10 protein-coding genes are annotated in these 11,522 nt (G+C 71.7%); 4 read left to right on the top strand and 6 right to left on the bottom strand.

Translation table 11 applies throughout. The features are described 5' to 3' along the window. Positions 1-2,713 (bottom strand): nitrate- and nitrite sensing domain-containing protein (locus tag B0E54_RS18180; RefSeq protein WP_234585770.1); only part of this gene is annotated, 2,713 nt, incomplete at its 3' end. 502 nt (positions 2,714-3,215) lie between these two features. Between B0E54_RS18180 and B0E54_RS18175 the strand changes: the two genes are divergently transcribed. Continuing rightward, a complete protein-coding gene (locus B0E54_RS18175; protein WP_231392511.1) occupies positions 3,216-3,509 on the top strand; it encodes a hypothetical protein in 294 nt (97 codons plus the stop codon). A gap of 6 nt (positions 3,510-3,515) precedes the next feature. Here the strand turns inward: B0E54_RS18175 and B0E54_RS18170 are convergent, their stop codons facing one another. Continuing rightward, positions 3,516-4,589 (bottom strand): adenosine deaminase, encoded by a 1,074-nt coding sequence (locus B0E54_RS18170; protein WP_234585768.1) that lies wholly within the window; start codon positions 4,587-4,589, stop codon positions 3,516-3,518. Positions 4,590-4,682: 93 nt separating this feature from the next. Here B0E54_RS18170 and B0E54_RS18165 point away from each other — a divergent pair, with 93 nt between their 5' ends. Beyond that, positions 4,683-5,684 carry a putative RNA methyltransferase gene (locus B0E54_RS18165; RefSeq protein ID WP_234585756.1) on the top strand — a complete coding sequence of 334 codons (1,002 nt, stop codon included), beginning with the start codon at positions 4,683-4,685 and terminating at the stop codon, positions 5,682-5,684. A 4-nt stretch (positions 5,685-5,688) separates the two neighbouring features. On the opposite strand, the gene B0E54_RS18160 is transcribed toward B0E54_RS18165, so the two are convergent. From B0E54_RS18160 to B0E54_RS18150, 3 genes are all read right to left on the bottom strand, one after another. Beyond that, the gene (locus B0E54_RS18160; protein WP_234585754.1) at positions 5,689-6,369 is read right to left on the bottom strand and encodes a DUF4272 domain-containing protein; all 681 of its coding nucleotides are present in this window, start codon (positions 6,367-6,369) and stop codon (positions 5,689-5,691) included. An 80-nt stretch (positions 6,370-6,449) separates the two neighbouring features. Further along, positions 6,450-7,730 (bottom strand): thymidine phosphorylase, encoded by a 1,281-nt coding sequence (locus B0E54_RS18155; RefSeq protein ID WP_234585751.1) that lies wholly within the window; start codon positions 7,728-7,730, stop codon positions 6,450-6,452. 42 nt (positions 7,731-7,772) lie between these two features. After that, on the bottom strand, positions 7,773-8,483 hold the full coding sequence (locus B0E54_RS18150) for a cytidine deaminase (protein WP_234585739.1): 711 nt from the start codon (positions 8,481-8,483) through the stop codon (positions 7,773-7,775). Positions 8,484-8,572: 89 nt separating this feature from the next. Between B0E54_RS18150 and B0E54_RS18145 the strand changes: the two genes are divergently transcribed. Both B0E54_RS18145 and gap read left to right on the top strand, forming a co-directional pair. Then, entirely contained in the window at positions 8,573-9,166 is a 594-nt protein-coding gene (locus B0E54_RS18145; RefSeq protein ID WP_234585737.1) for a TetR/AcrR family transcriptional regulator, read from the top strand. 4 nt (positions 9,167-9,170) lie between these two features. Beyond that, positions 9,171-10,181 carry a type I glyceraldehyde-3-phosphate dehydrogenase gene (gene gap, locus B0E54_RS18140; RefSeq protein ID WP_234585735.1) on the top strand — a complete coding sequence of 337 codons (1,011 nt, stop codon included), beginning with the start codon at positions 9,171-9,173 and terminating at the stop codon, positions 10,179-10,181. A 57-nt stretch (positions 10,182-10,238) separates the two neighbouring features. Here the strand turns inward: gap and B0E54_RS18135 are convergent, their stop codons facing one another. Continuing rightward, entirely contained in the window at positions 10,239-11,519 is a 1,281-nt protein-coding gene (locus B0E54_RS18135) for an ABC transporter permease (RefSeq protein WP_234585720.1), read from the bottom strand. Between the last annotated feature and the right edge of the window lie 3 nt (positions 11,520-11,522).

Raw genomic sequence — 11,522 nt, 5'->3', positions numbered from 1 at the left:
CCGGCGGCCAGGCCGGCGGCGCCGGAGCGCTGGACGCCGGGGCGGGCGGGGCGGACCGGGGCGTGAAGCCGCTGAACGACTGGCCGGAGGCCGGCGGCGCCGAGTACGGCTGGCCGGACGCCGGGGAGGCCGAGACCGGCGACGCGGACACCGGCGGACCGGCGTACGGCTGGCCGGAGGCCGGAGCGGCGGACACCGGCGGGCTGCCGTACGGCGCACCCGAGTAGGGCTGACCGGAGTACGGCTGGCCGGACGCCGGCGAGGCGGAGACCGGCGCACCGGGGTACGGCTGCGCGGAGACCGGCGGCGCGGAGTACGGGTGGGCCTCCGGGCTGCTGGGCAACTGCCGGGGGATGGTCGGCTGCTGGCCGGTGGTGGTCGGCTCGTCGCCGGCCCGCCGCTGCGGCAGCGGGTCGATGGTCTGGCCGTTGGCCGTCCGGGGCGTGAAACCGTCGCCGCCGTTGACCCCGTTGCTCGCGCTCGCGCCGGTCAGGTCCGACCAGGCGGGCATCGAGCGGTACGCACCGGTGTTGGCGGGCGTGCCGGCGCCGTTGCGCGATGCCGGGTCGAACGGCCGACCGCCCAGGGTGACCTGGTTGCCGGACTCGCCGGGGCGGGGGCCGTTGCCCAGCGCGGGCAGCGCGCCGAGGACCGGCGCGGGCCCGTTGTGCTGCGGGCCGGCCGCGGGCAGGGCCGGCGGCTGCTGCACCCGGCCGGAGAGCGCGCGGGGCACCAGCACCGAGGTGGGCAGGGTCACGTCGGCGACCGTGCCGCGGTCGGCGCCGGGGCGCAGCTCGACGCGAACGCCGTGCCGCGACGCCAGGCGGGCGACCACGACCAGGCCCATCATCCGGGAGACGGCCACGTCCACCTGCGGCGGCGTCGCGAGCTTTTCGTTGAGCTCGTGCAGCTGCTCGCGGCTGATGCCGATGCCGCGGTCCTCCACGTACAGCGAGGCGCGGTCACCGACCCGACGGGCCTCGACCATGACCTGCGAGTCCGGAGGGGAGAACGCGGTGGCGTTGTCGAACAGCTCGGCGACGAGGTGCACCAGGTCGTTGACCGCGTGCGCGGCGACCTCGATGTCGCGGTCGATGACCCCGAACTCGATGCGGGTGTAGTGCTCGACCTCGGACTGCGCGGCGCGCAGCACGTCGATGAGCGCAGCCGGCTCGCGTTGCACGCGCGTGGAGTCGGCGCCCGCGAGGACGAGCAGGTTCTCGTCGTTGCGGCGCATCCGGGTGGCCAGGTGGTCGAGCTGGAACAGCTCGGCCAGCCGGTCCGGGTCCTCCTCGCCGCGCTCCAGCCGGTCGAGGTGCCCGATGAGGCGGTCGACCAGGATCTGCGAACGGCGGGCCAGGTTGACGAACATCGTCGCGACGGAGGCGCGCAGTGCCGCCTGCTCGGCGGCCGTCCGGACGGCTTCCAGGTGGACGGCGTTGAACGCCTCGGTCACCTGGCCGAACTCGTCCTTGCTGCGGACGGGCAGCGGCTCGGCGATCTGGTTGGCCAGCTGCACCGGGGAGAGCTGCCCGACGACCTGCGGGTCGCGGAGTCGGGCCACCGCCTGCGGCAGCCCGTACTGGGCGACGGAGAGGGCGCCCTGGCGCAGCTCACGCAGCGAGCGGGCCATCGAGCGGGCGACCAGGTACGCGAAGAGGATGGCCAGCAGCAGCATGCTGAGCAGCAGGCCGGTCTCCAGGAACACCTGGCGCTGGACGTCCGACCGGAGGTTGTCGGCCTCGGCGACCACGTCACCGTCGAGCTTCGTCTCGACGGCGCGGATCAGCTTGGCGTTGGCCGTCATGGCCGATTCCCACTGGTCGGTGCCGAACGGGGCGTTGCTCATGTCGCCTGTGGTGTTGCCGTCGATCCAGCCGGTGTAGTTCTGCGCCTCGCGCCGGTCGCCGCCGGCGACGGTCTGGTCGTGGAACTTCGCCTCGTCGGGGCTGGCTACCGCCTTGAAGCTCTGCAGCGCCTGCTGCTGGCCGGTGCCGCTGGCGATGTAGTCGGTGCGCAGCGCCGGGGTCAGTCGGCGCCCACCCTGCACGCCGAGCGCGCGGTGCACGACGACCCGTCGGAGCGACAGGAACTCCTTCTCCCGGGCGACCGCTGCCGCGGCCCGCATCCGGTCGCTGAGCTCGTTGTTGCCGGCGAGCTGGGTGGCCGAGTCCCGGATGGCGAGCAGGTCGTTGATCAGACCCTCGTACGCCTGGACGGCCTCGGCGAGCTTCAGCTTGCCGTTGAACACCTGACTGCGGACGCCCGGCAGCTCCTGCAGGTTCTGGTCGATGCCGCCGAGCAGGCCCTCAAGGCTGCTCGGCAGGTCCTCCACGTCGCCCCGCTGCTGCCGGTAGGGGCTCGTCGCCTGGTCGACCCGGGTGTTCGCCCGGTTGTAGGCCTCCTGGTACTGCGCCTTCGGCTGCGTCCCGGTGGCCTGCAACAGCAGCACGGCGGAGGTCCGCTCGTCCTGGAGTTTGTCGACCAGGTCACCCGAATAGCTCGACAGGTTGGCCAGGTCGCCGGCTCGGTTGGCATTGTTGAGCGTCTCCAGGTGGTCGACGAGACCACTGGTACCCACCACGACCGTGGCGATGGTCGGCACGATCATGATGAGACCGAGCTTGGACCAGATCGGCATGTCCCGGAGCCGGCTGGCCGGCCGGCGCAGCCGCGACAGGAAGGAGCCCGCCGTCTTTGGCCGTTTGCTCACGTCACCGCCCTCGCGATTACAGCTTGAACGCGTTGCCCCGGGCAACGCCCAGCGACCGACCCGGCGGGTCGGACCCCCGAGATTCCATCACGCCGGTCGGCAAGAAGAAAGCCCAGGTTGTCCCCGGCCGAAGGTGTGATGAGATGTTGATGCGATTTGATAGCAGTCCGTCTGGCCGGAGTAACTGAAGGTAATGGAACATCCCCACCGCGTTGTCCTGCTCGCCGGCCCCTCAGGCTCCGGAAAGTCGTACATAGCGCAGCAAACCGGCCTGCCGGTGCTGTGTTTGGACGACTTCTACAAAGACGGCGATGACCCTACGTTGCCGCGACGAAACGGCCAGGTCGATTGGGAATCGCCGCAGTCCTGGGACGCGTTGACCGCCGTCGAAACGATTGCTCGACTTGCCCGCGAGGGCCGTGCCGATGTGCCGGTTTATGCGATCGGCGCGGATCGACGGGTGGCCACCCGGCCATTTGATGTCGACGGATCGCCACTTTTCGTGGCCGAAGGGATTTTCGCCGCCGAGATCGTCGAGGAGTGCCGCCGCCGTGGGCTGCTCGCCGGGGCGTACGCGCTGCGCCGTCCGCGCGGGGCGACCTTCCTGCGCCGGCTGGCCCGCGACCTGTCCGAGCAGCGCAAGGCGCCCCGGGTGCTGGTCCGGCGCGGCGTGGCCCTGCTGCGAGCGGAACCCGCCGTGCTGCGCCGGCAGATGGGGCTGGGCGCCGAGGCGGCCCGGGCCCGGGAGGTGCTGCGCCGGGTGGCCGGCCTGCTCGCCGGCCACCCGCACGGCTGACGAGGATCAGGGCAGCAGCTTGGCGTACGCCGGCTTGATCACCTCGTCGATGATCCGCAGTCGCTCGTCGAACGGGATGAAGGCGCTCTTCATCGCGTTGATGGTGAACCACTGCAGCTCGCGCCAGCCGTAGCCGAACGTCTCCACCAGCAGCGACATCTCCCGCGACATGGAGGTGCCGCTCATCAGCCGGTTGTCGGTGTTGACGGTGGCCCGGAACCGCAGGTCGCGCAGGAGCCCGATCGGGTGGTCGGCGATCGAGGCCACCGCGCCGGTCTGCACGTTCGACGAGGGGCAGAGCTCCAGCGGGATCCGCTTGTCCCGCACGTACGCGGCCAGCCGGCCCAGCGCGCCGTCGGCGGCGATGTCGTCCACGATCCGTACGCCGTGACCGAGCCGGTCCGCGCCGCACCACTGGATCGCCTGCCAGATCGACGGCAGACCGAACGCCTCACCGGCGTGGATGGTGAAGTGGAAGTTCTCTCGTTGCAGGTATTCGAAGGCGTCCAGGTGCCGGGTGGGCGGGAAGCCCGCCTCGGCGCCGGCGATGTCGAAGCCGACCACCCCGGCGTCGCGGTGCCGCACCGCCAGCTCGGCGATCTCCTGGGAGCGCGCCGCGTGCCGCATGGCGGTGAGCAGGGTGCCCACCCGGATGGTCAGGCCCGCCTCGACGGCCTGCGCGGTGCCCTCGGCGAACCCGGCCAGCACGGCCTCGACCACCTCGTCCAGGCTCAGGTCCTGTTCCAGGTGCTGCTCGGGGGCGAAGCGCACCTCGGCGTAGACGACCCCGTCGGCGGCCAGGTCCAGCGCGCACTCCCGCGCCACCCGGCGCAGCGCCGGCCCGGTCTGCATGACCGCCACGGTGTGCGCGAACGTCTCCAGGTAACGCTCCAGCGACCCGGAGTCGGCGGCGTCGACGAACCAGCGTCCGAGCGCCTCCGGGTCGGTGGTGGGCAGCTCGTGTCCCACCTCCGCGGCCAGCTCGACGATCGTCGCCGGCCGCAGCCCGCCGTCGAGGTGGTCGTGCAGCAGCGCCTTCGGGACCTTGACGATGTCCTCGTACCGGATAGTTGCGACCATGCTCAGACCCTAGTCAGCGGGCGTGGGCGGCCGGAGCGGGGCGGCTCGTTAGGCTGCCCGGTATGCGCGCACCACACGATTTGGCGGCCTGACGTGGATCCGCGCATCCTCGACCGGCTGAGCTGCCCGGTCTGCGGCCAATCCCTGGTCGAGACGACCGTCGGCACCGCTCGGGCGCTGCGCTGTGGGCGCCGGCACACCTTCGACATCGCGCGGCAGGGCTACGTGAACCTGCTCACCGGCCGGGCGCCGCACATCGGCGACAGCGCCGAGATGATTGCCGCGCGAGCGGAGTTCCAGGCCGCCGGTCACTACGACGTGATCTCGGCCGCGCTCGCCGCCGCGGCGACGGAGGCGGTCGCGCGACTCGGCACGACGCCCCCCGCACCCCCTCCGTCCGCCCTTTGCTCTGCTTCCACCGACGCAACACTTACCGCAGCGCACTGTCGCGTGGAGGGAAGCAGAGCAAAGGACGCAACCGCAGGGGTACGGACCGGACAGCCGGCGACTGGCTCTGAGGCGTACCCCCTGGTGGTGGATGCCGGCGCGGGCACCGGCCGATACCTCGGCGCGGTGCTGGCGGCACTGCCGGACGCCGTGGGTCTGGCCCTGGACGTCTCCAAGCCGGCGCTGCGCCGCGCCGCCCGGGCACACCCCCGCGCCGCCGCGGCGCTCGCCGACACCTGGCAGCGGCTGCCCCTCGCGGACGGCTCGACGGCCGTGCTGCTGAACGTGTTCGCCCCGCGCAACGGCGCGGAGTTCCACCGGGTGCTCGACCCGACCGGCACGCTGCTCGTGGTGACGCCCGCCGCCGACCATCTCACCGAACTGGTGGACGCCCTCGACCTGCTGCGGGTGGACCCGGACAAGGCCGACCGGGTCGCCGCCAGCCTGGGCGGGCACTTCACGCCGGTCAGCTCGACCGTGCACCGCGCGGAGCTGGCGCTGACCCGGCCGGAGGTCGCCACGCTGGTCGGGATGGGCCCGAGCGCCTGGCACACCAACCCGACCTCGCTCGCCGAGCGGCTGGCCGCGCTGCCGGAGCCGGTCCGGGTGCGCGTGGCGGTCCGGCTGGACGCCTACCGACGCCGCTGAGCGCTCAGGTGGAGAGGTCTACCTCTTCCCAGCCCGGCGGCTCGTCGTGGTACGGCCCGCGCAGGATCACCGCCCACTCCAGCGCCCAGCGTCGCTGCCCGATCGCGTTGGCGTCGACCAGCCCCGGCGCCCGCCGGCCGTCGCGCTCGGTCTCCAGGTAGGCCCAGTCCAGGCAGTAGTGCAGGTCGAGCAGGGCCGCCGCGTCGGCCGGGTGCTGCGGCGCGGCGAGGATCCGGGACTGCCAGCGGCCGAAGGTCTCCCCCTCGGCGATGTGCGGCAGCCGCTCGACCAACCGCTCGTCCACCGCCAGGGTGGGGTCGAGCTGCTTGCTCAACCCCAGCACCCAGGCCAGCGCGAAGAGCGCGTCGTGGTGCAGCACGAACGACCGGTGGTCGCCCTTGCCGCCCATCACGAACTGCCACTCCGGCGGGGTGACCATCTCGACCAGGTGCGAGCCGAGCAGCCAGCTCATCGCCGCCTGCGGGGGCATCCCGAAGCAGCGCGCCAGGATGAGGTGCAGCACGGCGATCCGCGCCTCTATCTCCGCCCTGGGTCGCAGCTCGATCGCATCACCCGGCTCCCACACGAGCGGGAACTGGGCCGGCGGCAGCGGCAGGCCGAGCCGGGACAGCTCGTCCAGACTCGCCTCGCGCACCTCGCGCGGGTCGGGGGCAGGTACGGTCACGGGGCAACTTCCTGTCTGCACGCCACGCCTTTGGCCTGCGACAATAGCGCTCCCAGGTGACGGGCACCACGCCGCCCCGGTCAGCCGATCCGTTCGATGACCAGGGGCGTCGCTCGTGGCGCGCCAGGTGCAATGTGCACCGCGCGACTTGCCTCCGCCAGGGCCGCCGGAATCCGCGACGGATCCTCGGCCCGCAGCTCGTAGAGGGCGTCCCCGGCCCGCACCACATCGCCCGGCCGCTTGTGCAACACCACACCGGCCGGCACGCTCACCGGGTCCTCCTTGCGGGCCCGGCCCGCGCCGAGCCGCCAGGCCGCAACCCCCATGGCGTACGCGTCGACGGCCGCGACGTGCCCGTCCTGTTCGGCACGGACCACCTCGACCTCCGGCGCGGTCGGCATCGGCGCGTCCGGGTCGCCGCCCTGCGCGCGGATCATCGCCCGCCAGGAGTCCATCGCCCGCCCGTCGCGCAGCGCCGCCGCGGGGTCGGCGTCTGGCAGGCCGGCGGCGTCGAGCATCTCCCGGGCCAGGGCCAGCGTCAGCTCCACCACGTCGGCCGGCCCGCCCCCGGCCAGCACCTCCACCGACTCGGTCACCTCCACCGCGTTGCCGATGGCCAGTCCGAGCGGGGTGGACATGTCGGTGAGCAGGGCGACCGTCCGCACGCCGTGCGCACCACCCAGCTCGACCATCGTGCGGGCCAGCTCACGGGCCTGGTCGACGGACTTCATGAAGGCGCCCGAGCCGACCTTCACGTCCAGGACCAGCGCACCGGTGCCCTCGGCGATCTTCTTGCTCATGATCGAGCTGGCGATCAGCGGGATCGCCTCCACGGTGCCGGTGACGTCGCGCAGCGCGTACAGCTTGCGGTCGGCGGGCGCGAGCCCGGCGCCGGCCGCGCAGATCACCGCGCCGACCTCTCCGAGCTGGGCGATGAACTCGTCGTTGCTCAGCGAGGCCCGCCAGCCCGGGATGGACTCCAGCTTGTCCAGCGTGCCGCCGGTGTGCCCGAGGCCGCGCCCGCTGAGCTGCGGAACGGCGGCGCCGCACGCGGCCACCAGCGGGGTGAGCGGCAGGGTGATCTTGTCACCGACACCGCCGGTGGAGTGCTTGTCGACGGTCGGGCGACGGACCGCCGAGAGGTCGAGCCGCTCACCGCTGGCGATCATCGCGGCCGTCCACCTGGCGATCTCCGGCCCGGTCATGCCGTTGAGCAGGATCGCCATGGCCAGCGCCGACATCTGCTCGTCGGCGACAGCTCCCCGGGTGTACGCGTCCAGCACCCAGTCGATCTGCGCGTCCGACAGCACACCCCCGTCCCGCTTGACCCGAATGACGTCAACAGCAGCAAAACCACTCATTAAAAGATCTTCCTAGTCGATTGCAGATCCCGCCCCCCAAGCTCAGCCACCAGCCCACCGCACCGGGATCTCAGCAGGCGGCTCCCCCTCGCCGGCCCAGAAGATCGTCCCGGTCTCGTCGACAACGACAACTCGGGGCGTGCGCGCCATTCCCCAGGTGATCGCCTCGTCCGGGTCGTCCCAGCTCGGAGCCTCCTCCAGCACGCCGGTCTCGGCGCTCGCGTCGTCTCCCGCCGAGCGCTCCCAGTACGCCGTCCAGACCTGCTGCCCGTCCGAGAGGTCCGGGTGCACGAAGACGGTGCCACGTCCACGCCAGGCGGCCAGCCGCTCCGGGACCACCGGCACCGGGGTCTCGCCGGTCACCGCCTCCAGGTCCTCCACGCCGAAGGCGTGCGGCAGCAGTTCCGCCATCCGCAGCGGGCGGCTCTTCGTCTCGATCAGGCACTCCGGCCCGCCGTTCTCCCAGAGCAGTTGCCGGCACCTGCCGCACGGCATCAGCGGCTCACCTGTCGCGTCGACACAGGAGAGCGCGACGAGGCGACCACCACCGGTGGCGTGCAGGCTGGACACCACTCCGCACTCGGCGCAGAGCGTCACGCCGTACGCGGCGTTCTCCACGTTGCAGCCGACCACCACGCGGCCGTCGTCGACCAGCGCGGCCGCGCCGACCGGGAACGTCGAGTACGGCGCGTACGCGTGCCGCATCGCCTCGGTGGCGGCGGCGCGCAACCGCGCCCAGTCAATGTCGGTCATCCCATCATTCTGCCGAAGCAGCCCAGGTCAGAAGCAGGCAGGGCAGGGTTGCCGGATACTCTGTACCTACTGGTATGTACAGTGAGGTTATGGACTCGCGACAACTACTGGTCGACACGATGAGCGAGCTCATGTGGGAGCGCGGCTACGCCGACACCAGCCCGCGTGACGTTCGCGAAAGGTCCGGCGTGGGCCAGGGCAGCATGTACCACCACTTCCCGACCAAGCGGGATCTCGCGCTCGCCGCCCTTGAGCGCAACATCGCCGATCTGCTGCCGGCCGCGTCCGAGCTCGACGCTCCGGGGGACCCGATGGCTCGGATCGAGGCCCACCTGATGCGTCCCCGCGACGCCCTCAAGGGCTGCAAGGTCGGCCGGATGACCCAGGACCCGCAGGTCCGCGAGGATCCGGTGCTGCTCGCCCCGGTGGCGCGCGCGTTCGCCCAGGCCCGCCTCAGCTGGGTCAGGGTGCTGCGCGAGGCCATCGCCGCGGGCGAACTGCGGGACGGCCTCGACCCGGAGCAACTCGCCAACACCCTGATGGCAGTCCTGCAGGGCGGCTATGTGCTCGCGATCGCCCAGCAGGACCCGGGCCCGTTCGACGATGCCCGCGCCGGCGCTCTCGCCCTGCTCCGGACGGCGGCACCAGGCGGGCTCGCCCACGAGAACAACAGGAGGAACTGAAGCCATGACGGTACGCATCGGCATCAACGGGTTCGGACGGATCGGGCGCACCTACCTGCGCGCGGCCCTGGCGAACAACGCCGACGTCGAGGTGGTCGCGGTGAACGACCTCACCGATGCCCGCACGCTGGCCACCCTGCTCGAGTGGGACTCGGTCTCCGGTCATCTGGAGGGCGTCGCCTTCGACGGCGACGCGATCGCCGTTCGGGGCACGCGCATGAGGGTCTTCGCGCAGGCCGACCCGGCCGCCATCGCCTGGGGTGACCTCGGCGTCGACGTCGTGATCGAGTCCACCGGCCACTTCACCGACGGCGACGCCGCGGCGGCCCACCTCAAGGGCGGCGCGAGGAAGGTCATCATCTCGGCACCGGCCAAGGGGGACGTGCCCACGTTCGTTCTCGGGGTGAACGACGACCGGCTCGACCCGGACGGCCACGACGTCTTCTCCAACGGCTCCTGCACCACGAACTCGCTGGCACCGCTGGCGAAGGTGCTCAACGACTCGTTCGGCATCGAGTCGGGACTGATGACGACGGTCCACGCCTACACGGGCGACCAGCGGCTCCACGATGCGCCACACTCCGACCTGCGCCGCGCCCGCGCGGCGGCCGTCTCGACAATCCCAACGTCGTCGGGCGCGGCGAAGGCGATCGGCAAGGTCATCCCGGAGCTCGACGGGCGTCTCACCGGCGCCGCACTGCGCGTGCCCGTCGCAACGGGCTCGATCACCGACCTCACCGTGGTCCTTAGCCAGAGCGCCGACGTCCAGGACGTCAACGCGGCGTTCCGCGAGGCGGCGGCATCCGAGAGGCTGCGGCGCTACCTGCAGTACTCGGAGGCGCCGCTGGTCTCGGCGGACATCGTCGGCAACCCCTACTCGTCGATCTTCGACGCGCCGCTGACCGAGGCCGTCGGCAACCAGGTCAAGGTGTTCGGCTGGTACGACAACGAGTGGGGCTTCTCCAACCGTCTCGTGGAGTTTTCCGAGCGGATCGGAGCGACTGCGGCGGCCTGACGCCGATGACCAACAGGCGTGCCCGGCGGGACGTCCCGCCGGGCACGCCTGTTGGTGTCAGCCCTTGATGTAGGGCTTGCCGTCGGCGGCCGGTGCCCGGACCCGGCCGACCAGACCGGCGACCGCCAGGATGGTCGCCAGGTAGGGCAGCATGGCCAGGAACTGGCTGGGGATCGAGCTGTTGATCGCGCCCAGATAGGTGGCGAGCTGGTCGGCGAAGCCGAAGAAGAGCGCGGCGAGCAGCGCCCCGGTCGGGTTCCACCGGCCGAAGATCAGCGCGGCCAGCGCGATGAACCCCTTGCCGCCGATCATGTTCTTGGTGAACGAGTAGAGCGCCAGCGTGTACGACGCGCCGCCGATGCCCGCCACCACGCCGGCCAGCAGCACGTTGCGGTAGCGCACCCGCAGCACCTTGACCCCGAGCGTGTCGGCGGCGATCGGGTGCTCGCCGACCGACCGGGTACGCAGGCCCCACCGGGTGCGGAACAGCCCGATGTGGATCACCAGCACCAGGAGCAGGCCGACGTAGAGGAAGATGTTGCCGCGGAACAGCGCCGGCCCGAGCACCGGGATGTCCTTGAGCAGGGGGATCTCCCAGTTGCTGAAGCGCGGCGCGCTGTTGTACTTCTCCGCGTCGGTCTGCATGAGCCGCTCGTAGAGGAAGCCGGTGACGCCGACCGCGAGCAGGTTCAGCACGATGCCCATGACGACCTGGTCGACCAGGTAGCGGATGGCGAAGACGGCCAGCAGCAGCGAGATGAACGCGCCACCGATGGCGGCGGCGACCAGACCCACCCAGACGTTGCCGGAGATGCTGCCGAACAGGGCCCCGCTGAACGCGCCCATCAGCAGCTGACCCTCGATGGCCACGTTGACCACGCCGGACCGCTCGCAGAGCACCCCGGCGAGCGCGCCGAAGATCAGCGGCAGGGCCAGGATGAACGTGCCCCGGATGATGTTGACCAGCGGCATGAAGTTCTGCCCGGTCGGCGCGGCGGAGACCTGCCAGCAGAGGAAGGAGAGCACGAAGCCGACCAGCCCGACGGCGAGCACGGGCAGGAACCAGCGCTTCGGCACACCGGCGAGCAGCGCCGCGCCGGCGGCGATCGCGATGATCCCGAACAGGATCGCCCCGATCGTGCCATTGATCTCCAGTGCGGCGCCGGCCGCGTCGTCGCTGAGCGTGAACCGGGCCTGCTGATCGGTGGCGAGCGCCCCGAAGAGCACCGCCGACAGCAGACCGAGCGCCAGCAGCGTGAGACCGACCTTGCGGGTCCGGGTCCAGAAGCCCTCGTCGACCGCGGCGACCGCGACGTCGGGGACAGCCATGGTGGACATGCG

Source organism: Micromonospora sp. MH99 (assembly GCF_021442385.1).
Classification (GTDB): Bacteria; Actinomycetota; Actinomycetes; order Mycobacteriales; family Micromonosporaceae; genus Micromonospora.
This window is presented reverse-complemented; position numbering and strand designations above follow the sequence as displayed.

Bases quoted from the DNA above. Each gene is read 5' to 3' on its own strand.
- B0E54_RS18150 (WP_234585739.1), bottom strand. From the start codon at position 8,483: ATGACCGACATTGACTGGGCGCGGTTGCGCGCCGCCGCCACCGAGGCG.
- B0E54_RS18145 (WP_234585737.1), top strand. From the start codon at position 8,573: ATGGACTCGCGACAACTACTGGTCGACACGATGAGCGAGCTCATGTGG.
- B0E54_RS18155 (WP_234585751.1), bottom strand. From the start codon at position 7,730: ATGAGTGGTTTTGCTGCTGTTGACGTCATTCGGGTCAAGCGGGACGGG.
- B0E54_RS18170 (WP_234585768.1), bottom strand. From the start codon at position 4,589: ATGGTCGCAACTATCCGGTACGAGGACATCGTCAAGGTCCCGAAGGCG.
- B0E54_RS18135 (WP_234585720.1), bottom strand. From the start codon at position 11,519: ATGTCCACCATGGCTGTCCCCGACGTCGCGGTCGCCGCGGTCGACGAG.
- gap (WP_234585735.1), top strand. From the start codon at position 9,171: ATGACGGTACGCATCGGCATCAACGGGTTCGGACGGATCGGGCGCACC.